Origin of the sequence: Paenibacillus filicis (assembly GCF_038070315.1) — a bacterium.
Classification (GTDB): Bacteria; Bacillota; Bacilli; order Paenibacillales; family NBRC-103111; genus Paenibacillus_G; species Paenibacillus_G filicis.
On sequence record NZ_JBBPCC010000008.1, the window covers coordinates 161,524 to 183,136 of the forward strand.

At 57.1% G+C, this 21,613-nt stretch carries 18 protein-coding genes and 1 riboswitch; of the genes, 12 read left to right on the plus strand and 6 right to left on the minus strand.

Translation table 11 applies throughout. From position 1 onward, the window contains the following. Window positions 1-6 precede the first annotated feature (6 nt). The 3 genes from WMW72_RS14395 to WMW72_RS14405 all read right to left on the minus strand — a co-directional run bounded on the left by WMW72_RS14395 (window position 7) and on the right by WMW72_RS14405 (window position 3,551). On the minus strand, window positions 7-882 hold the full coding sequence (locus tag WMW72_RS14395) for a carbohydrate ABC transporter permease (protein ID WP_341416183.1): 876 nt from the start codon (window positions 880-882) through the stop codon (window positions 7-9). 16 nt (window positions 883-898) lie between these two features. Beyond that, window positions 899-1,753, minus strand: a complete 855-nt coding sequence (locus WMW72_RS14400) for an ABC transporter permease (RefSeq protein WP_341416285.1) — start codon at window positions 1,751-1,753, stop codon at window positions 899-901. 175 nt (window positions 1,754-1,928) lie between these two features. Then, the gene (locus WMW72_RS14405) at window positions 1,929-3,551 is read right to left on the minus strand and encodes an extracellular solute-binding protein (protein ID WP_341416184.1); all 1,623 of its coding nucleotides are present in this window, start codon (window positions 3,549-3,551) and stop codon (window positions 1,929-1,931) included. A gap of 408 nt (window positions 3,552-3,959) precedes the next feature. Here WMW72_RS14405 and WMW72_RS14410 point away from each other — a divergent pair, with 408 nt between their 5' ends. Continuing rightward, window positions 3,960-4,784 carry a sugar phosphate isomerase/epimerase family protein gene (locus WMW72_RS14410; protein WP_341416185.1) on the plus strand — a complete coding sequence of 275 codons (825 nt, stop codon included), beginning with the start codon at window positions 3,960-3,962 and terminating at the stop codon, window positions 4,782-4,784. Then, complete coding sequence (locus tag WMW72_RS14415) at window positions 4,774-5,775, plus strand: Gfo/Idh/MocA family protein (protein ID WP_341416186.1); 1,002 nt, start codon at window positions 4,774-4,776, stop codon at window positions 5,773-5,775. The genes WMW72_RS14410 and WMW72_RS14415 overlap by 11 nt, the downstream gene beginning before the upstream one ends. Window positions 5,776-5,824: 49 nt before the next feature. On the opposite strand, the gene WMW72_RS14420 is transcribed toward WMW72_RS14415, so the two are convergent. Next, window positions 5,825-6,610: a TrmB family transcriptional regulator gene (locus WMW72_RS14420; protein WP_341416187.1), complete on the minus strand. Its 786-nt coding sequence runs from the start codon at window positions 6,608-6,610 to the stop codon at window positions 5,825-5,827. A 223-nt stretch (window positions 6,611-6,833) separates the two neighbouring features. Here WMW72_RS14420 and WMW72_RS14425 point away from each other — a divergent pair, with 223 nt between their 5' ends. The 5 genes from WMW72_RS14425 (at window position 6,834) to WMW72_RS14445 (ending at window position 13,597) form a co-directional block, all read left to right on the plus strand. Further along, the gene (locus tag WMW72_RS14425) at window positions 6,834-7,667 is read left to right on the plus strand and encodes a prohibitin family protein (RefSeq protein ID WP_341416188.1); all 834 of its coding nucleotides are present in this window, start codon (window positions 6,834-6,836) and stop codon (window positions 7,665-7,667) included. A 242-nt stretch (window positions 7,668-7,909) separates the two neighbouring features. Beyond that, window positions 7,910-9,820 (plus strand): beta-N-acetylhexosaminidase, encoded by a 1,911-nt coding sequence (locus WMW72_RS14430; protein ID WP_341416189.1) that lies wholly within the window; start codon window positions 7,910-7,912, stop codon window positions 9,818-9,820. A 349-nt stretch (window positions 9,821-10,169) separates the two neighbouring features. Then, on the plus strand, window positions 10,170-11,318 hold the full coding sequence (locus WMW72_RS14435; protein ID WP_341416190.1) for an MBL fold metallo-hydrolase: 1,149 nt from the start codon (window positions 10,170-10,172) through the stop codon (window positions 11,316-11,318). Window positions 11,319-11,408: 90 nt separating this feature from the next. Next, window positions 11,409-11,512, plus strand: a riboswitch (purine riboswitch). A 163-nt stretch (window positions 11,513-11,675) separates the two neighbouring features. Beyond that, window positions 11,676-12,293, plus strand: a complete 618-nt coding sequence (locus WMW72_RS14440; RefSeq protein ID WP_341416191.1) for a xanthine phosphoribosyltransferase — start codon at window positions 11,676-11,678, stop codon at window positions 12,291-12,293. Further along, on the plus strand, window positions 12,287-13,597 hold the full coding sequence (locus tag WMW72_RS14445; RefSeq protein WP_341416192.1) for a nucleobase:cation symporter-2 family protein: 1,311 nt from the start codon (window positions 12,287-12,289) through the stop codon (window positions 13,595-13,597). The genes WMW72_RS14440 and WMW72_RS14445 overlap by 7 nt, the downstream gene beginning before the upstream one ends. Window positions 13,598-13,653: 56 nt before the next feature. Here WMW72_RS14445 and WMW72_RS14450 read toward each other — a convergent pair whose 3' ends face one another. Continuing rightward, window positions 13,654-14,949: a histidine--tRNA ligase gene (locus tag WMW72_RS14450; RefSeq protein WP_341416193.1), complete on the minus strand. Its 1,296-nt coding sequence runs from the start codon at window positions 14,947-14,949 to the stop codon at window positions 13,654-13,656. A 276-nt stretch (window positions 14,950-15,225) separates the two neighbouring features. After that, entirely contained in the window at window positions 15,226-16,308 is a 1,083-nt protein-coding gene (locus WMW72_RS14455) for a DctP family TRAP transporter solute-binding subunit (protein WP_341416194.1), read from the minus strand. A gap of 104 nt (window positions 16,309-16,412) precedes the next feature. Between WMW72_RS14455 and WMW72_RS14460 the strand changes: the two genes are divergently transcribed. From WMW72_RS14460 to WMW72_RS14480, 5 genes are all read left to right on the plus strand, one after another. Then, on the plus strand, window positions 16,413-18,032 hold the full coding sequence (locus tag WMW72_RS14460) for an ATP-binding protein (protein WP_341416286.1): 1,620 nt from the start codon (window positions 16,413-16,415) through the stop codon (window positions 18,030-18,032). Next, window positions 18,010-18,753, plus strand: a complete 744-nt coding sequence (locus WMW72_RS14465) for a response regulator (RefSeq protein ID WP_341416195.1) — start codon at window positions 18,010-18,012, stop codon at window positions 18,751-18,753. Before WMW72_RS14460 ends, WMW72_RS14465 begins: the two co-directional genes overlap by 23 nt. Before the next feature lie 118 nt (window positions 18,754-18,871). Further along, complete coding sequence (locus tag WMW72_RS14470; protein ID WP_341416196.1) at window positions 18,872-20,179, plus strand: dicarboxylate/amino acid:cation symporter; 1,308 nt, start codon at window positions 18,872-18,874, stop codon at window positions 20,177-20,179. A 250-nt stretch (window positions 20,180-20,429) separates the two neighbouring features. Beyond that, window positions 20,430-21,134, plus strand: a complete 705-nt coding sequence (locus tag WMW72_RS14475) for a Crp/Fnr family transcriptional regulator (RefSeq protein WP_341416197.1) — start codon at window positions 20,430-20,432, stop codon at window positions 21,132-21,134. Window positions 21,135-21,165: 31 nt separating this feature from the next. Continuing rightward, window positions 21,166-21,594 carry a DMT family transporter gene (locus WMW72_RS14480; protein ID WP_341416199.1) on the plus strand — a complete coding sequence of 143 codons (429 nt, stop codon included), beginning with the start codon at window positions 21,166-21,168 and terminating at the stop codon, window positions 21,592-21,594. The last annotated feature ends 19 nt before the right edge of the window (window positions 21,595-21,613 follow it).

Below are 21,613 nucleotides of genomic sequence, written 5' to 3' on the forward strand. Positions count from 1 at the left end.
CCGTCTCTATCCCTTGAGTGCGCCGATCATGACACCTTTGACAAAGTGCTTCTGAAGGAACGGATAAATGAACAGGATCGGCAGGGTAGCCACCATGATGGAGGCATACTTGATCGTTTCCCCGATCTGGTGAAGCTCATTGACGGCACCGGTCGAGATCGTATCCGTGGAGTCCGAAATCAACAGCTCGCGGAGGATCAGCTGCAGCGGGTACAGACTGCGGTCCTTCAGGAACACGGATGCGTAGAACCAGGCATTCCACCGGTCTACCGCCGCGTACAGGATCACGACCGCGATGACTGGCATGGAGAGCGGGATTACGATGCGGAGCAGGATGGTCAGATGATGGGCTCCGTCGATTTTGGCCGACTCCTCCAGGGTTTCGGGGATGGCCTGGAACGATGTACGCATAATGATGAGATGGAACGTATTCATAGCAAAGGGAAGAATGACGGATGCCAGGGTGTTGGTCAATCCGGCGCCCTTCACAATCAGATACAGAGGGATTAGTCCTCCGCTGAAGAACATGGTGAACACGATGAAGAACATAAAGAAGGAGTTCCACATCACTTGCTTGCGCGAAAGCACGAAGGCGGCTGCCGTCGTCATCGCTACGTTCAGGACGACCCCCGTGATGACGATGATCAGCGTGTTCATATATCCTGTATAAATCGATTTATTGCCGAGTACCCGCTCGTATCCGCTGAGATTGAACCCGAGGGGCTTCCAGAGCAGGCCCTGATGCGCCATCAGCCGCCCGCCGTCGCTGACGGAGGCAATCGCCACATAGATCAGGGGATACAGCGTACATACGACGAGAAGGCTCAGCAGCAGAGCGACAAAGACTCCGAAGAGCTTGTCCGACAGACTGGTTGACTTCATGGTTGATCGCCTCCCTTTACCATAGGCTGTTTTTACTCCACTTGCGGCTCAAGGCATTGGCCGCGACGAGCAGAATCAGATTGAAGGCCGAGTTGAACAAGCCGACGGCCGAGCTGAACCCCCAATTGGCCTCCAACAGCCCCTTGCGGTAGACGGAGGTGGAGATCACATCGGCGGTCTCATAGATGATAGGATTGTATAGAAGCACAATTTTTTCATAGCCGACGTTCAGCATATTACCCATTCTCAGAATGAGCATGATCATGATAGTGGGCAGCAGGCCGGGCAGGCTGATATGCCAGATCTGCCTCCAGCGGGAAGCTCCGTCCATCCGGGCCGCTTCGTATTGCTCCGTATCGATGCCCATCAGAGCTGCCATATAGATGATCGATTCCCAGCCGGTCTTCTGCCAGATCTCGGACATGACGTAGATCGTCCGGAACAGCTCCGGTCTCTGGAGCATGGCCTGTCCATCGGTTCCGGTGAGCGCGGTATATGCCGTATTGATCAGTCCCCCGCTGTTCGTGAAGTCCTTGACGATGCCGCAGATGACGACCAGCGAGATGAAGTAGGGCATATAGGTGACCGTCTGCACGACATTCTTGACATACTTGCTTCTCACTTCATTGAGCAGTAGCGCCAAGAGAATAGGGGCAGGGAACTCGAACAGCAGCGTGTTCAGGCTGATCAGCAGGGTGTTAATCAGGATTCTCCAAAAATAATAGCTGGAGAAAAATGCCTCGAAATGCTTCAGCCCCACCCAGTCGCTGCCCCAGATGCCCTTGACCGGCGAAAATTGCTTGAAAGCGATGATCGCCCCATACATCGGCAGATAATGAAAGATGACGTAATAAGCGATAATCGGGATCATCAATAGATATAAATATTTATTCAACAGAAAATCTCTGAGCAGTCGCGCGGAAAGAGAACGGCGTTTGTGCGGGGGGGACACGGGCTGAGGGACGGCACTCCGTTTCATACGGTACACCCTTTCATAGAAAAATGAAGGACGGGGCGCGTCAAGCTCTCACCCCGTCAACTAAGTTTTAACGCTTCGAGTAGCGCTCGTAAGCGGCTTGCGTAATCTTGATCGCTTTATCCAGATTGATGGATTTCAGCTTGGTCAGGTAACTGTCGAAGGCATCGGCAGGCAGGGTACCCAGGATGATTTTCAGTGAAGTCTCATCCACTAGCGTATTGATTTCCGACATGATCTGGGCGTACTCGCTGGCATCCTCCAAGGCGATGGACACCGGCGGCAGCGCGTGCTTCTCGTTGTCGCTCTTCCAGACGGTCAGCGCATCCTTCTGCTGAGGCATCGCATAGAACTGCTCGATAAATCGCTTGTCCTGAATAAACGGCCCTACGCCGGCTGCGCGGATATACAGCCCCATCGCTTGGGAAGGCGAGAGCTTGTCCGGGTTTTTCAGCAGCAGATCGGTGTATGTCGGATAGCCGTTCTCCAGATTGTAGCTTAGGCCCGGCGTGCCGAAGTTGAAGAAATTATGCCCTTCCTCGCTATACGCATAGTCGAGGAACTTGACGGCCAGCTCGGGATTTTTGGTCTTGGCCGAGATCGCTGCCGACGCTGCACCGGAGTAGGAGAACTCCTTCTGCCCGAAGGCCGGCGTGTCGCCCTTCTTCAGCACAGGATAAGGAGCCGGAACGAGGTTGGCCTTCGGATCAGCAGCCGTCAGGATGGGAGACCACTTGCCGATCCCGCCTCCAGCACCCCCGATGGTCGCTCCGGTCGCTCCCGATGTGACGGCTGCATCCAACGCTTTCGTGTCGGCGGCGGCAAAGTTTTTGTCGATCAGCCCTTCCTCATACCATTGATGCATGGTCATGAGAAATTCCTTATAGCCGGGCTGGGCCGGTCCGTATTTCACTTGACCGTTGTCCAGATAGAAGTTTTTTACGACGCCGTAAGCTCCGACGAACGAGCCGTTCAGGAGACTTTCCAGCGCCCGGGGCTTATTCTTGAAGGCAAGCGGAGCGGCCACGCCCTTCTTTTCCTTAAAGGTCTTGAGTACGGTATACCACTCATCGATCGTCGTCGGCGTCTGCAGGCCGAGCTCGTCCAGCCAGTCCTTGCGGATGACCGGGCCTTCGGTGGTTTTGACGAGATCGTCTTTGCGGATGAACGGAAATACATAGTAGCTGCCATCATCGGTCTTGACCATCTTGTCTACATCAGGGTTGTCCTTCAAATATTTCTTGAGGTTAGGCGCATGCTTGTCGATGAGGTCGTTCAGCTTCAGGATATAGCCGTCGCTGATCATTTTCTCAGGACCGCCGGGGGCTCCGGTCAGCCAGTTGTATTCCACGATATCGGGCAGATCGCCGGAGGCCAGCATCAGGTTGAAGGCTTCCTTGGACTGTCCGTTCGGAATCTCCGTAATATTCAGCGTGACACCGGTATGCTTCTGCCAGTCCTGATAGAAGGGAACGTCCTTCAAGGTGGACTTGAGGCCGAGGAAGGAGCTGTTCATCTCAATCCAGTAGGTCAAGGTACCTTTGGTTTCAAGCGGGTACTTGGTCGGCCCGGCAGTGTTCTGGGCATCGGATGGGGCAGGGGACTTAGGGGCTTCCCCGCTAGTTTGAGAGCAGGCTGCGAGCAGTCCCAGGATCAGGGTCGCGGCAATTGGAGTTTGTACAACTTTTTTCATAAGTTCACTTAAATTCCTCTCTGCATGTAATTTGGATTAACTTTTGATTAAAAAAATATGAAATATAAAGATTTAAGGATCGGGAAGGCCTTGAAATCCTGTGAAAATAAATTCCTGAAAAAGATTTTTGAATAAATAAAAGGGTTGTTTGGGATAAAAAGGTTGGGTTATTTTGGGCGAAAAGTCCCGGTATGTGCAGAATCCTTGGAAATTTCGACATTTTCCATTATCATAGTCTCTTAATACCAAGGTGTAAAGTCGGATATATAAGGAAGCGCAATATTTTTATACAAGAGGACAACATTGTTATGCTGGCACTAGCTATACTAAATTCAAATACGAGGGGAACCTGCGGCCTCAGTCAGAAAAGGGCTGTTCGATTGCACCTCGTTGAAGGAGAGGGTTACGATGAAATATGCATTTAACTCTGCTTCTTGCCCTGAGCTTAGCTTGGACGAGCTCATTCAGACAGCTAGAATATATGACTATCAGGGGCTGGAGCTGCGCAGCGGAATCGGTCATCGGCATGGAGTGGAGCTGACAGCCGGACAGATGGAGAAGAGCCGATTGCGGACTTTGCTCGCAGACTCGGAGATTGAGATTTGCTGTCTGAGCATCTCCAATACGTTCTCCAAGCCGGTCGAGGTCGGCTATCAGATTGGGGAGACGATGTCTTATTTGGAGTTGGCCTCTAGTTTGTCGATCCCGAATGTGCGGGTGTTCTGTGGCCGGATTCCTGCGGATGGTTCGCGGGAAACGTCCAGAGAATCCATTATCGATGCGCTATACTCGCTGGGGGAAGTGGCTGGTGATTGCGGCGTCCGACTGGTCGTCGAGACTCACGATCATTGGTCCGACCCCCGCCTGATGGCTGAGATTATGCGGGAGGTCAATCGTCCGCAGGTGGCTGTAGCCTGGGACGTTATTCATACGGAGCGGGAGGGCCAGGCCGGGCCGGAAGAGGTGTATGAGACGCTGGGGCCATGGATTCAGCATGTTCATTTTCATGATGGCCTCAGAAGGCTGGACCGGCTGCATTACAGGCCGATCGGGACGGGGGAATTCGACCAGCTGCGCATCGCACGGGTGCTCGTGAAGGCCGGTTACCAGGGGTATGTCAGCGGTGAATGGTACAATTGGGAGCCCTATGAGATTCATCTGCCGAGGGAGCTGGCTGCCTGGAAGCGGTTTGTTAGCCTCGCGGAGAGCGAAGAGGTGGAGCATGGCGTTTAAGATTGTTATCGTGGGCTGCGGCAGCATAGCTTGGCGGGGACACGGCCCCGCCTGCCGGGCTTATGCGCAGCGCCATCCCGATGTGGAACTGGCGGCTTGTGTGGACCCCGACCGGGAGCGGGCGGAGTCATTCCGAGAAGCCTTCGGCTTCGGGAGGGCTTATACGGACCTTGATGCGGCGCTGGAGACAGAGAAGCCGGATGCGGTCTGTCTATTGGTTCCTTACCGGTTCACGGCCGATCTAGCCGAGCAGATCCTGAACAAGGGCTACCCGCTGCTGACCGAGAAGCCCCCGGGTATGACCCGGGAAGAGACGCTCAGGCTGATCGCGGCAGCACGGCGCAGCGGGGTTCCGCATCAAGTCGCCTGGAACCGGCGGCATATGCCGGTCGTCACCGAGGCGAAGCGCTGGCTGGACGAGCAGGCCCCGGCGGGCAGGCTGCATCATATCCGGTATGACCTTCACCGCGTGGACCGTGTGGGCTCGGATGCGTCGATTACGATGGTGCACGGGATCGATACGGTGAAATATTGGGTAGGCTCCGATTATAAGCAGGTCCGGTTCCGTTATCAGCCGATCGAGCACCATGGAGCTCGCGAAACGAATATTTACATGGAATGTGAGTTTGAATCGGGTGTATGGGCGCATATCCACTACTTCCCTCTGGCGGGGGCGGTGCTGGAGCGGGCGGTCATCGATGCGGCCGGCCATACGATGGTCATCCAGCTTCCCTTCTGGACGTCCAAGGACTCACCGGGAAGCATCCAGCATCTGAGCGGGAATGAACATGCTCCGGTGCTGGGGGGGGACGAGCTTGGCGGGAGCGGCGAGGAGTACGTTGCGAATGGCTTCCTTCAGGAAAATGCCTCTTTCTTCGATCATCTGAGAGCAGGTATCCACCCTCCCGAATCTCTTGCTTCATCGCTGCAGCAAGTGGAGATTGCCGAAGCTATCCGGCTGTGGCTGCCCGTATACCAAGCCCCGAGCTGATTAGAGCAAGCCATAGAAGCGGCATGGCAGAAAAAAAGGAATACTTGAGCTAAGGCTTCAAGTATTCCCGGTAAGGCTGCAGAATGTGCGCGTAGTCGTCACCGTAGCGCTCGGCCAGCTCCCGGCCGAGGTCCTGCTCGATCCGTTCCATCACCACATCGTGGTAGAACGCGTTCTGCAGCAGCTCGGCCAGCGACGGATGGTCCGTCTCCAGCATGGAGAGCTTCTGCGCGCTGCCGAAGCTCCCGAGCAGGGCGGAGGTCGCGTCGCAGAGCAGAGAGAACTTGCGGGACGGCGCGTCCGCCCAAGACTCGCTCCGTTTGTGAACGATGACGTTCTGCAGGCGGCTGTGGCACTCGCCGATCGAGATCAGGGTGACGGCGACGCCCCGGCCTTCAGCCTCCAGCAGCGCTTCCTCCACCCATTGGATGTCCTCGGCCCACAGGTCGGCGACGATAGATTGGTTCGCATTGGCCGCCACCCGGCGGATGGCCGTCTTGATCGCCTTGGTACCCGTCCACGTATAGAAGGAGGCGGAGGCGCGAGGAGGCGTGTGCATCTGGCTTAGCAGCGACCGGGCGGTCTGCTCGAAATCCGATTGGAGCAGGCGGACGACCTGCTCGATCGGCACGGCATCGTAGGTGACGGGGTCGCTCTCCACGACCCGGCACAGGCCCTTGTCCGTCAGGGAACGGAGGGCGGCGTAGACATTGGTGCGGGAGACGGAGACGCGCTTGGCGACTTCGTACCCGGACAGATCGGGCTCCTCATGCAGGGCCAGGTAGCATCGCGCTTCCAGATCGGACAAGCCGATGCGGCGCAGTTCATCGATCAAGGGGGCACCTTCTTTCGATAGCGTGAGTGAGCTGATTATAGGTATTACTCCATACTACTAAAATGCAATGGAAAGTCAATGCATCCGTCTGGCCTGGGCCGTTCAAGCCTGCATGCCTGTAGAGCTCCGATCTGGATAAGCCTTCCCATTTCTGTGGTGGAATAGTGAAACGCAGCGGCTGTTTCTGCGTAGTACACTAGGAAGATGAGGGAGGGGGATTACGATGAATACTGAAAGCGTTGTCCGAAATCCGAATCAGAATCCTAAGCAGGTTTCGCGGGTAGTAATTGGTGCCGTTGTTATTCTGGTGCTCGTGATACTGGGATTCCGGTCGTTCGCCATCGTGGAGGCAGGTCACCGTGGAGTTGTCCTGCAATTGGGAGCGGTCCAGCCTCAGGTGCTGGAGGAAGGATTGCACTTTAAGATTCCGTTTATTCAAACCGTTATTCCGGTGGAAATCCGCGTACAGAAGGCCGAAACCAGCCAGGTATCGGCAAGCCGGGATTTGCAAACCGTAACGACGACTATGGCTGTTAACTATCACTTGGACGGCACGACGGTCAACAACCTATACCGTACAGTCGGTATGGAATACCGGGGCCGGATCGTCGACCCGGCAATTGGTGAATCGTTGAAGGCGGTCACCGCCCAATACACGGCGGAGGATCTGATTTCCAAGCGGTCTGAGGTCAGCGCCAAGGTAAAGGAAGCGTTGGCTGCTAAGCTGAGCATGTACAACATGATCCTGGACGAAATCAACATTACGGAATTCAAGTTCTCCGAGGAATTCGACCGGGCCATTGAGCAGAAGCAGATTGCTGAGCAGCAAGCCCTCAAGTCCAAGCTCGATCTGGAGAGGATCAAGATCGAGAAGGAGCAGGAAATCACCCGTGCCCAGGCCCAGGCCGAGGCGCTGCGTTTGCAGAAGCAGGAGGTTACCCAGGAGCTGGTACAGCTGAGGCAGATCGAAGCGCAGCTGAAGGCGATCGAGAAGTGGGATGGCAAGCTGCCGAACGTGACCGGAGGAGCCACGCCGTTTATCAGCGTGGATAAGTAAAGCACAATTTAGCAGGCGTAAGCCGTGTTAGAGATAAGCCGCTGCCCGATTTTTCAGAAGACGGGAATCCTGGCAGCGGGGTCTTTATACGAAGGGGCACCTCTCGTTAGGAGGGTGTCCTTTTCATTGCTTTTGTGCATGAATCTTAATTTTTTTTAGATAACAAAACTTATTTTGTAAAACTTCGTTTTCCGTATTATGATGAATGTATCAAGTGCGTGAATATGGAGGAGGACGAACAGATGAAGCTGCGTTTTGAAGGGGAGCTGGCGGAGCTGCTGCCGGGCATCCGGGCGCTGGCACCGGAGCTGGGGATCGAAGAGTCGGAGCAAGGGTTGCCGGTGAACGTGGGCCAGGTTGCCGAAGGGCTGGAGGTTGGACAGGCCGAGGGTCGGGCGTATATCCGCTATGCGCAAAGACATCAATTTTTCCGCGGACTGGGTTTGCTGGTGCAGCATGGTGGCAGCGGTGAACCTTTCGAGCTCCGCGAGCAGGCGCAGTTCGATACGATCGGCCCGATGTTCGACTTGTCGCGCAATGCGGTGCTGACGCTGGATACCTTCCAGTTCTTGCTTCGCAAGATGGCCTTGATGGGGCTGAATTCGGTCATGCTGTACCTGGAGGACACGTACGAGATCACCGGTGAGCCATACTTTGGCTACATGCGTGGCCGGTACACGCAGGCGGAGCTGCGGGAGATCGACGATTATGCTTACCAGTTCGGCATTGAGGCGTTTCCGAGCATCCAGACGCTTGCCCATCTGGAGGAGTTCCTCAAGTGGGAGCCCGTGAAGGAATACCGGGACACGAAGGGAGCCCTGCTTGTCGGCGAAGAGGCGACGGACCGCTTGGTCGAAAGGATGATCGAGTCGGTCAGCGCACCGTTCCGCAGCCGTAAGATTCATATCGGCATGGACGAGGCCGAGGAGCTGGGACGTGGCAAGTATCTCGACAAGAATGGATTTACGGAACGCTTCGAGATCATGACCAATCACCTGGATAAGGTGCTCCAGGCTGTCCGCAGCCGGGGACTGAAGGCGATGATGTGGAGCGATATGTTCCTGAAGCTGGCTTCTAGGGACGGTGCGGAGTACTACGATCATGATACGCAGATTCCGGAGGAAATGGCGCGCCGCATTCCGAAGGATGTGGATATGGTGTACTGGGATTACACCCATATGGAGCCGGAAGATTATGAGCAGCTGATCGCCAAGCACCGGCCGCTCGGATGTAACCTGGTGTTTGCCGGGGCGGTCTGGGTGTTCAACACGTTCGGCGTCAACTACGGCTTGTCGCTGAAGGCGACGGACGCGGCGCTGCAGGTGTGTAAGCGGGAGAATATCCGTGAGATTTACGCCACGATGTGGGGCGACGACGGGATGGAGAGCAACCCGCTGATCGCCTTGCTGGGCCTCCAGTTCTACGCGGAGCACGCTTACTCTGCGGATAAGCCGGACTGGCAGCGGGTGGCGGAGCGGGTCAAGTTCTGCACGGGGCTGGACGCCGATACGTACCTGCAGCTGAAGCTGCTGGATGAAACGCCGGGCTCAGAGCCGGACAACCGCAAGCAGAGCAATCCTTCGAAGTTTCTGCTGTATCAAGACGTACTGCTCGGACTGTTCGATAAGCAGATCGAGGGACTGGCGATGTCGGAGCATTATACGCAGGTGGAGCAGGCCATCGTCAGCCGCCGGGACGCGGAGGCGGAGCTGGACTATCTCTTCGAGGTGCCGCAGAAGCTAACCGCGGTGCTGAGGCGCAAGAGCGAGCTCGGCATCGTGCTGAAGCGCGCTTATGATGCCGGAGATACCGGCACGCTGAAGCGAATCGCAGATGTTGTGCTGCCGGAAGTTGCCGGTGCTGTGCGGGAGCTGCGCGATGCTCACCGGAGCCAGTGGCTGCGCATGTACAAGCCGTTCGGCTGGGAAGTGCTGGACATCCGTTACGGAGGCGTGATCAACCGGCTCGATACGGCAGTGGTCCGGCTGACGGATTATCTGGAGGGGCGAATCAGCCGCATCGAGGAGCTGGAGCAGGAGCGGCTGCTGTACAGCACGGCCAACCGGTTCAACAACCGGGGCGTAGGCTGGTGCAGCTACTACTACCGGATGGCTTCGCCGAATGTGTTCTTCCACGTGATGAACCCGTTCTGACGGTTGAAGCATACCGATCATTTCTATATGACTGGCAGGGTAACCCCGCCACTAGAATCCTAGCATCATATCCATCATGTTGTGCGGCCTCTCTACCCGGCCGCACATGAGGTCAAAGAGCCGCTGCCTGTGCTATAATCGGAGCACATGGAAGCGGCTCTTTGGCTTGTTCAGTCGGGGAGCCCGCGCCTGGCTGGTCGGGTAGGGGCGGGGGGCCTCTGCGGTACAGATACGGCTGCAGAAGGCAAGGTGTACAGGTTGGACGTCTAAGCTTTCCTTCCCGGTTAACGAAGCCAGGTCCGTCATAGAGAGAATTAACCATCCCGACCAAGAGAGAGGTTCATTTTGAATGTGGGCTTTTATGATAAGTGCTGCCGCAGTGGCCGTTCTAATCTATGCAGGGTTACGGACTTATCCGGTGCTCGGGGGACGTGCCCCGGCCGAACGCAGGCAGCTGCTCCGGCAATCGGAGAACTACAGAGAAGGCAAGTTTATGAATCAGATTCCTACCGTCATGGAGAAGAGTCTGAAGGAAAATGCCAAGATGATGGCGGATTTTATCAAAGGAAATCCGAGGGGAAGGCCGGAGCAGCCGCTCGCTGTAGAGACTTACCGGCCCGCCTTGCCGAATTTGGGTAGATCAATCGTTGCAGACGGTTCGACCACCGAAGGCGCCTCGCCTCGCGTCACCTGGTTCGGGCACTCGGCAGTGTTGATCGAGCTGGAGGGCAAGACGCTCTTCTGCGACCCCATGCTGGGGCGCACCCCGTCGCCCTTTCCCCTGTTCGGCGGCAAGCGCTACGGCAGCAGACTGCCTGCGGAGATTGAGGATTTGCCGCCTATCGACGTCGTACTGCTCTCTCACGATCATTACGATCATTTGGACTACGGGAGCATCCGGAAGCTGAAAGACAAGGTTCAGCGCTTTTTCGTCCCTCTGGGCGTAGGTGCCCATCTGATCCGGTGGGGTGTGTCCGCCGAGAAGATCGAGGAGCATGACTGGTGGGAGGAGACGGCTTACCTGGGCCTTACGCTGGCATGCACTCCGGCGCGGCATTTCTCGGGAAGAAGCCTGTCCGACCGCGATGCGACCTTGTGGTGCTCGTGGGTCATCCGGGGACAGGAGAGTTCGATTTTCTTCAGCGGGGACAGCGGATATGGCCCGCACTTTGCGGAGATCGGCCGTGCGTATGGACCGTTCGATCTGACGCTGATGGAATGCGGCCAGTACGACCCCCGGTGGGCGGTCATCCATATGCTGCCTGAGGAAACGGTGCAGGCCCATCAGGAGGTGCGGGGCAAGGCGCTGCTGCCCATCCATTGGGGAGCCTTCACCCTCGCTCTGCATGATTGGACCGATCCGGTCGAGCGGTTAGCGGAAGCGGCGCGGAGCCGGGATGTCGCCCTATGTACGCCCCGGATCGGCGAGACGGTGCATATCGGCAGCTCCGTATTGCCGTCATCGCCCTGGTGGCGATCCGTGACGACAGCGAAGTAACCATGATTTGGTTGCTATTTCCGGCGTATCGAATCTTGTCGAGTAGTGACGATTTCCACTTGAAATGCTAGAGAAGAGCGTGTACTATTACAGGTATAACTTCAGAGAACTCGTATAATTTTGGGGATATGGCCCATAAGTTTCTACCGGATGACCATTGCAATTATCCGACTATGAGTGAGAGCGCATCCCGCGGCTTTTATTTACCTTCGGTAAGGAAGGCATCGACCGGCGCAGACGCTTTGTGTGTGACGCCATCAGGTACACCATCACAGAGGGACAGACTTCACTTGAGAGAAACCGCTCAAGCAGGAACTGTCCCTTTTTCATATGGAAAAAAGGAGCGATAACGTAAACATGAAGCTGTTGCAGGAACGCATACGTCAAGAGGGACTGATTCTTTCGGACACGGTGCTCAAGGTGGACTCATTCTTGAATCATCAGGTGGACACGAAGCTGGCTCTGGAGATCGGCCAAGAATTGGCACGACGGTTCGCCGACCGGCGCATTACGAAGGTGCTGACCATCGAGGCGAGCGGCATCCAGTTTGCCATGGCGACAGGCATCGCGCTGGAGGTTCCGTTTATCTATGCGAAGAAAAAGAAAGCCGTGACGCTCTCCGAGCAGGTGTACTCGGCCCCTGTGCATTCCTTCACGCGTCAGGAAACGTACCAGGTCAGCATCTCGCAGAAATACCTTGGTCCAGAGGACCGGGTACTGATCGTCGATGATTTCCTTGCGACCGGCGCGGCCTTGGTCGGTCTCGTAGATATTGTGAAGGAAGCGGGCGCCGAGCTCGTGGGCGTTGGCTGCGTGATCGAGAAGAGCTTCCAGCAGGGCCGGGGGCTGCTGGAGGACCGCGGGGTCCGCATTGAGTCGCTGGCGCGGATCGCGTCGATGTCACCGGGAGAGATCCACTTTATAGACGAAGAGGGCCAGACCGGTGAGCGCGCGAAGGAGAATGCGACATGCTGAATAAACTGAGCAAACAAAAGGTCGTGACGCTTGGCCTCCAGCATGTGCTGGCGATGTATGCCGGAGCGGTCATCGTCCCTCTGATCGTTGGGGGAGCCTTGAAGCTGAACAGCACCCAGATGGCTTATCTGATCGCGGCCGATCTCTTTACCTGCGGCATCGCTACCATTCTGCAGGTCATGGGCACCAAGTATTTCGGCAGCAGGCTGCCGGTTATTCTCGGATGTACCTTCACGGCCGTCGGACCGATTATCGCGATCGCGTCGACCTCTAACCTGGCTACCGCTTATGGAGCCATCATTCTCTCGGGCTTATTCGTTGTATTGGCCGCGCCGCTGTACGGCAAGCTGCTCCGGTTCTTCCCTACAGTCGTCACCGGGTCGGTCGTGACTATCATTGGACTGTCCCTGATTCCGGTAGCGATGAACAATGCCGCGGGAGGTCAGGGCGACCCTAGCTTCGGCCAGATCCATAACCTGCTGCTGGCGCTCGGTACACTGGTCGTTATTTTGCTCGTGAACCGTCTGACGACCGGCTTCCTGCGATCTATATCCGTGCTGGTGGGCCTCGTGGCAGGCACAGCGGCAGGCTACGCGATGGGAATCGTCAACTTCTCGGCTGTCAATTCGGCATCGGTGATCAGCGTGGCGCAGCCTTTTTATTTCGGAATACCGCAATTCAGCCTGATGGCAGTCATCACGATGATTATCGTGAATATCGTCAGCATGGTCGAGTCGACGGGGGTCTACTTCGCCGTAGGCAAGGCGACCGATCAACAGGTTCAGCCTAAGCAGATCGTCGGCGGACTGCGGTCCGAGGGCTTGGCGATTATGCTGGGCGGCGTGTTCAATGCGTTCCCGTATACAGCCTTCTCACAGAATGTTGGCCTGATCTCGCTGACCAAGGTCAAATCCCGTGACGTCATCTTTGCCGCAGGCGGCATCATGGTCATTCTCGGCCTGCTGCCCAAGCTCGCGGCGCTGACGACCGTCATCCCGAATGCCGTACTGGGCGGCGCGATGATCGTGATGTTCGGCTCGGTAGCCGCCTCCGGCATTTCCATCCTGTCCGAAGTCGATCTGCGCAAGGACAGCAACCTGCTGATCGCCGCGTGCAGCATCGCGGTCGGCCTCGGCTCCGCGACATTGCCGGGCATGTTCGACCAGCTGCCGGACTTCGCCAAGATGCTGCTGCAGAACGGCATCGTCTCCGGCTCGTTGACGGCGATCGTACTGAATATTGTCTTGTCGAGCCGGAAGACCTCCGAGGCGCCTGTGACGGCCCCGAAGGTAGAGGCTTCCTAATTCGAATCTATGTATCGTCCCCGCGATTGACAGCGGGGGCGATTTTTTTCATTCGACTACGGCCTGTCTGGAGCTGATGCTGCCAGCAGTACGGCCTCCAGCTTCTCCAGCGTCAGCATCGCTTCGGTCGACTCCTGCATATCGCGCAGCTTCAGCTGCCCCAGCCGAGCTTCTTCCTCTCCGATCAGGATGACGTAACGGATACCGTGAGCCGCTGCGGAAGCTAACGTTTTCCTCAGCTTGCGCTTGCCGAGCTCTACGCGGATGCGCAGGCCCGCGGCACGCAGCCGGGCGGCGGTCGATAACGCCTCGACTGTCATTCCGCCGATCGGGATGATCATCGCCGCGGGGGCAGGGAGTGTGAATGGGCGCTCTGCCAGCATGGCCATGATCGATTCCATGCCGAAGGAGAGTCCGACGGTCGGATAGCGAATCTCCTCATGTCCTGCCAGCTGTCCGATGATGGCGTCGTACCTACCACCTCCGCCGAGACTGGAGCTGTATGACCCGGTAGCGTCGACGATCTCGTAGACGGTACCGGTGTAGAAGGACAGCCCGCGCGACAGGAACGGGTCGAAGACACACACGGCTTCCAGTCCAAGCTTGCCGATCAGCTCTTCCATCGCGGCGACCTCGCCAGCTCCGGAGCTTTCCAGAAGACCGTAGGCTTGCGCCAGCTCCCCGAAGGTCGGGGACTTGCGTTCGATCAGCCCAGCCAGAGCGGTTACTGTTTGTTCAGGAAGCCCCTTGACGCCCAGTTCCTCCCGGACCCCGGCCAGACCGATCTTGTCCAACTTGTCGAGGGTCAGCATCACCGATAACAGCTCCCCGGGCTGAACGCCGATGGATTCCAGCAGCTCGCCGAGAAAGCGCCGGTTGTTCCACTTAAGCAGCACCGGCAGCTCGAGCTGCCGGAAAGCTTCTACGGCGAGCTGCATCAGCTCGGCCTCAGCCTCAGGTCCCTCGATGCCTACAACGTCGGCGTCGCATTGCATAAATTCACGAAGCCGCCCACGCTTCACAGGGCCGTCCCGGAATACCTTGCCCAGCTCGTAGCGCCGGAACGGAAGCTCAATCCCCGGGTTCAGCGCGATGACCTTGGCGAACGGAATCGTCAGATCGTAGCGGAGCCCCAGGCGGCGTCCACCTTGGTCAATGAACCGGTACATCTCCTTCACAATCTCATCGCCGCCGGCATACTTCGAGAGCAGCAGCTCCTGCTCGCTCAGCATTGCGGTTTCCATCGCCTCATAGTCATACAGCTCGAACAAATTCCGGAGCACTTGCTGTACCCGCTGCCGGAGTGCTTGTTCCTTTCCCCAGTAATCCGCAGTCCCTTTGACGTTTTGCATCAGTCTTCATCCTCTCTCGGGTTTCTCTTACAATCATTTTTCGCCCGGTCCTGCCGGGATAACAAAAAACGCGCCGGACCCTTTGGTCCTGCGCGCTTGATATGCCGCAGGCGGGCCAACGCGAACAGCGTTAGCCCACCCTGAATGTGTACAGGTGTGCTAACGCCGCTTGTGATGATGGAGTTGATTCAGTATGAACGCATACATGGGTTCCATCTCCTCGAATCGAAGTTAGAGACGATTATAACTGAAATAGGGTGGGTCTGCAACCGCCGCTTACAGTGGATACACCTCCGGAGCAGCATCCCTATAAGCGCGTCGCAGCTCCTGCACGGCGTCCATCACGTCCTTGCCGATATGGGGGCGCATCTCCTCATAGACCGGCTCCAGAGCCTGCTGCCATTCCTGCCGCTCCTCTGGCGTCAGGTTGTGAATGTCCATCCCGCCCGTCTTCTTCAGCTCCTCCCACTGCTTCTGGGTCAGCGCGGCGGAATTGCGGTTGGCCCAAGCCGTCGCTTCCTCCATGGCTTCGGTCACCGCCCGCTGCTCTTCCGGCTTTAACCGGGCCCAGAATTCCTTATTCATCAGCACGCCATAGCCGAGATAAGCATGGTTGCTTACCGTCAGATACCGCTGAACCTGATACAGCTTGCGGGAGTAAATATTGGAGATCGTGTTCTCCCCGCTGTCGACAATGCTCGACTCCATGGAGCGGTATACCTGGTTGAAGGGAATGCGCACGGTGCTCGCCTCAAGCTGCCGGAACTGGGACTCGATCACCCTGCTGGGCAAAATGCGAAACTTCAGACCGCGGAAATCCTGGGGATGGATCAGCTCACCCCGGTTGGAGGTCATCTGCTGGAAGCCATTCGGCCAGAAGGCGAGTCCGATCATGCCTTTGGCTTCCAGCTTCTTCATCAGCATGTCCCCGAGCTTGCCGTGAAAGGCATTCTGTACAGCCTCTTCATTCGCGAAGGCGAAGGGCAGGTCCATCGCCATCCAGTCCGGGACGATCTCGGAGATGTTGGAGAAGCTTGGCGCAACCATCTGGATGCTGCCCCGCTGCAGCGCCGTTATTTCATCGGTTTCGTTATACAGAGTTCCGTTCGGGAACAGCTGCACCTGGATGATGTCGTTCGTCTTCTGCCTGACGAGCCGGGCGAATTCCTGGGCGGCTAGCCCTTTGGGCGTATTCTCCGCCACGATGAAGCTGAAGCGGATCACCGTCTGCTCGCTTAGTCCCTGCTGCTCGTCGTCGTGATAGCGCGGCGCGCTCGTGAACTGTGCGAAGAAGCCGAAGCCTACGGCGGTGGCAAACCCGAGTACAACAAACAGTGCGATGCCGGACCATTTTCTCATTTCTCAGGGTGCCCCCCATGTCTGCATGTTGTAATCAGTGTAACATATTGTATGATGATCGTAGAACCGCCGCGTGCGAAGGGAGGAGGAGGGCGATGGCAGGTATGCTGAGAATGCGCATGAATTGGAAGATTACGCTGCTATCCTTCGGCATCGTGCTGTTCGCGATCAGCATCGGAGCCGTGATCCTGCTGGGCCGCGTGCTGCACATGCAGGAGGAGGGGCTGGGTCAGCGCCTCCTCGTCACGGCGCGGACCGTGGCCGGCTTGCCGTCGATCTCCGCCGCTCTGGAAGATCCGGCTCACCACGGCGACATTCAACCGACCGCCGAGCGCATCCGGATCATCAACGATGTCGACTATATCGTCGTGATGGACATGGCCATGGTCCGGTGGTCGCATCCGTCCGAGGCGCGGATCGGGGAGCGGTCCCATGGAGAGGACGAGCACTCGGCCTTTGCGGAGCATACTTATTTGTCCAAGGCCAAAGGTGAGAAAGGGACGGCACTGCGCGCCTTCGTCCCGGTGATGAACGAGGCGCATGATCAGGTGGGCGTCGTCCTTGTCGGGCAGATGGTGCCTAGCCTGCGCGATGTGATCGGCGAGCTGGGCGGGCAGATGTATGTGACGCTGTTCTTATCGCTGCTGTTCGGCGTCTGGGGCTCCTGGATGCTCTCCCGTCACATCAAGGAGCAGATGTTCCGGCTGGAGCCGGATGAGATCGCCCAACTGCTGGTCGAGCGGACCGCTACCTTCAATGCGATGCATGAGGGCGTCATTGCGATCGATAGCCGCGAGCGGGTGACCGTGTTTAACGACAAGGCCAAGAGCATGCTCCATATTCAAGGCGAGGTGCTGGGTCGCCAGATCCGCGAGGTGCTGCCGAGCACGCGTCTGCCGGAGATTCTGGCCCTCGATCACGGCGTATACAACGAAGAGCTGCACATGGGACCGGTCATCATCATGAGCAACCGGGTGCCGATCAAGGTCCGCAATACGACCGTCGGCGCGGTCGCGATCTTTCAGGACCGCACGGAGGTCACCCGGATTGCTGAGGAGCTGACCGGCGTCAAGGCATTTATCGATGCGCTGCGGGTGCAGAATCACGAGCATATGAACAAGCTGCATACGATCGGCGGGCTGATCCAGCTAGATCACAAGCAGAAGGCGCTGGACTACTTGTTCCAGACCATTGAGGACCGGTCGGAGCAGAACAGCTTTATCGCGAGCAAAATCGCCGACGAGAGCGTGGCCGGCCTGCTGCTGGGCAAGATCAGCCGGGGCCGCGAGCTCGGCATCGAGGTGAGGCTGGACCCGGAGAGCCGCATGAAGCGGTTCCCGGAGCGGTTCGACCCGCATGACATGGTGATCATCCTGGGCAACCTGGTAGAGAACGCCTTCGACGCGTTGATGAGCCGCGAAGGCCACCGCGAGATTTTCATCAGCATCGCGCAGGATGAGGAGCTGCTATCCATCCTCGTCGAGGACAATGGGAGCGGGATGAGTGCGGAGGCGAAGCGGCGGATGCTGGAGCGGGGCTTCTCGACGAAGACGGGCCCGCATCAGGGGATCGGTCTATTCCTGATCGGACAGATCGTGCACAAGTGCGGAGGCACGCTGGACGTAGAATCGGAGCCAGGGGCGGGAACGAGCTTTATCCTGACCTTCCCCATGAGCGAAAGCGAGAGCGAGGAGGGTGGACATGTTTCAAGTCGTACTGATTGAGGATGATCCGATGGTGCTGGAGGTGAACCGGCAATTCGTGGAGCGCGTGCCCGGATTCCACGTAGTTGCGACCGCCGGCAATGGCTTGGAAGGGCTGGCAAAGGTTCGGGAGCTTCTCCCCGATCTGATCATCCTCGACATCTATATGCCCGGGGAGAACGGGACGGAGGTGCTGCGGCAGATCCGGGAGGAGAAGCTGCCCGTCGATGCGATCGTCATCACCGCGGCCAACGATATTCCGACGATCCAGTGGATGCTGCACCAGGGTGCTCTGGATTATATCGTCAAGCCGTTCAAGTTCGAGCGGGTGCGGGACGCGCTGAATAATTACAGCTCGATCAAGATGAGATTCGGCCAGCAGTCTCCGCTGTCCCAGGAGGAGCTGGACCGGTTGCTGCGTAGTCCGCAGACTGTGCTTCCTGAGCAGGTACGCGGCTTGGAGGACTCGTCCGCAGATCACGCTGCTTCATCCCTTCCGTTGATCTCGGGGGAGCTGCCCAAGGGACTGCAGGAGCTGACGATGAAGCAGGTCATCCTGTATCTGTTGCGTCAGCAGACCTCGCAGTCGGCCGAAGAGGTAGCCGATGGCGTAGGACTGGCCAGGGTGACGGCACGCCGCTACCTCGACCATCTGGAGAAGACCGGGCAGGTGAAGCTCGATATTGAATATGGCGGCATCGGCAGGCCTGTGAACCGGTACCGGTGGACCGCCCGCAAGTAAGACCGAGACCAAAAAGACCATAATCACCAATATGGTCTAATTCTTCCCCGCCTCCTCTGAAAGCGATATCATGTGTTCATGAGATGAAAGCGCTATCGTTACACAGAGGAGGATTCTTATGAGACTTGCCAAAAACTTAACGGTACAGGTCCTGATCGCCATCGTGCTTGGCATTGCCGTCGGACAGCTGTTCCCTCAACAAGCGGATAACCTGAAGGTTTTATCGGATGTCTTTATCAAAATGATCAAGATGGTCATTGCCCCCATCGTGTTCTTCACCATCGTCATCGGCTTCTCCGGCATGGGCGATATGAAGAAAATCGGCCGGATCGGCGGTAAGGCGCTGCTGTATTTCGAGTTCATTACCACGTTCGCCATGGTCATCGGCGTAGGGGTGATGTATCTAATCCAGCCGGGTCACGGGATGAATACAAGCGGCGTCAAGGCTGCAGATGTTGCCAAGTACACCAAGCAAGCTGCCGACAGCAGCCACGGCTTCCTGGACTTCGTGATGGGCATCGTGCCGGATAATGTGATCGGCGCCTTCGCCAAGGGTGATATGCTCCCGGTCTTGTTCTTCTCCGTGTTGTTCGGTCTGGCACTGGCTGGATTCGGTGAGAAAGCCAAGCCGGTTACGGTGCTGTTTCAGAAGCTGAACGATATTTTCTTTCGGATCGTCGCCATGATTATGAAATTTTCTCCGATCGCGGCATTTGGTGCTATGTCCTACACGATCGGCAAATTCGGAGTTCATTCCTTATTCTCTCTCGGTAAAATGATGGGCTCCGTGTACGTCACCATGGCGTTGTTCATCTTTATCGTGCTCGGTACCATCGCCCGGATCTATGGCTTCAGTCTGATCAAGCTGCTGGCGTTCATCAAGGAAGAGCTGATGCTCGTACTCGGTACGTCTTCATCCGAATCCGCACTGCCGCGCATCATGCAGAAGCTGGAGAGATTCGGCGCCTCCAAGCCTGTCGTTGGGCTGGTTGTGCCGACCGGGTACTCGTTTAATCTGGACGGTACGTCGATCTACCTGTCGATGGCGGGTTTATTCATCGCACAGGCTTACGGCATCGAGCTGAATTGGATCCAGGTGCTGACGTTCCTCGGCGTGCTGATGCTGACCTCCAAGGGCGCAGCGGGCATTACCGGCTCCGGTTTTGTTACGCTGGCCGCGACCCTGGCCGCCATCCCGAACAATGTCATTCCAATCGAAGGCATGGCGCTGCTGATCGGTGTCGACCGCTTTATGTCCGAGGCCCGGGCGATCACGAACATTATTGGCAACAGCGTGGCTACGATCGTCATCGCCAAGAGTGAGAATCAGTTTAATCCCGACGGTCAGCCGGCTTCAGAGCCGGAGGAAGACGAAGAGTCTCTGCTTCAGGGCGACTCGCTGGAGCTTCCCGGCAAGCTAGCTTAATCCTGTTTATTTAACCCAGAGAGCACCCCGTCCGTGGCGGGGTGCTCTTTGGCTGTTTGTCGGCAGGTGCGTCCGTTTCACGAGGTCAGCAACGGTTGGACTTGCACAAGACGCGGAGTAAGCTGCAGCTCTGCCGGGGGCCGGGCCGTTTTCCGATAGGACATATGTCCTTTTGCTGCTTGTCCTATCTGAAGTACACTAGGGAGAAGAAAGGTATGCAGATGCTAGATCAAGATACGGGGGACATGCCATGGAACGCAGCAGGGATAGGCACGCCATACAGGAGCTGGTAGAACGAAATGGACTTCTGCCTGTCTTTCATCCTGAGGTTATCGCTGCGATGGAGCTGCGGATCTATACCGACCGGGAAATCGTCTGTGCGATCGGTGACTATCTGGAAGGGCTGCAGGTGCTCGTGAAGGGTCGCTTGAAGATTCATACCTCGCTGCCCAACGGCAAAACGATGCTGCTGCGGTTCACGGAGCCGCCGACACTCATCGGCGATGTGGAATGGATGGCCCGCTATCCCGTGGGCAATACGGTGGAAGCGGTAGGTGCCACGATGCTGCTGTTCGTCAGCCGCGAATGCCTGCTGGAGAAAGAGATGGACAATCCGGCGTTCCTCCAGTTCATGATCCGGAATTTGAGCCATAAGCTCTTCACGAATGGACAATCGACAGCCTTGAACCGGCTCTATCCGCTGGAGAACCGGTTCGCGAGCTACCTGCTTGCCTTGCTGCCCGATCAGGACCCCGCCAGCTCCGGGAGGGCGAGAGAGCTTCGCACATCCACGCTCGGCGAGATGGCCGAGCTGCTCGGGACCAGCTATCGGCACCTGAACCGCGTCATCGCCCGATTGACGCAGGAGGGCGTGGTGGAGCGCAAGCGCGGAGGACTGCGCGTATTGGACGAATCCCGCTTGAGAGAGCTGGCCCATAATCATCGTTACATTTGATGGAAGAATAGAAGATACGGAGGAATTTATCATGGCAGGCATCCTGTATTCGCTGCTGGCCGGACTGTGCGTGGCCGTCCAGGGCGTACTGAACACCCGGGTCAGTGAGAAAGCCGGCTTCTGGCTGACGAATACGATCGTACACGGCTCGGGCTTTCTGATCTCCTTGCTTCTCTACGCATGGCTGCGCGATGGCAGCTTCAGCTCGTTGCAAAGTGTGAACAAGGGCTATCTGCTCGGAGGGGCGCTTGGCGTCATGATCGTATTTTCCGTTATGAAAGGAATCGGTCAGCTCGGTCCCGCCTACTCGGTCGCAATTCTACTCGCTGCTCAGCTTATTTTCGCTTTGGCCATCGACACCTTCGGTCTGTTTGGGGCTGCCAAGACCCCCTGGGCCTGGAATAAGGCCATCGGCATTGGCATCATGCTGGTGGGCATTCTGGTCTTCAAGTCCAAATAGCCTCTGTTCTGCTCTCTGC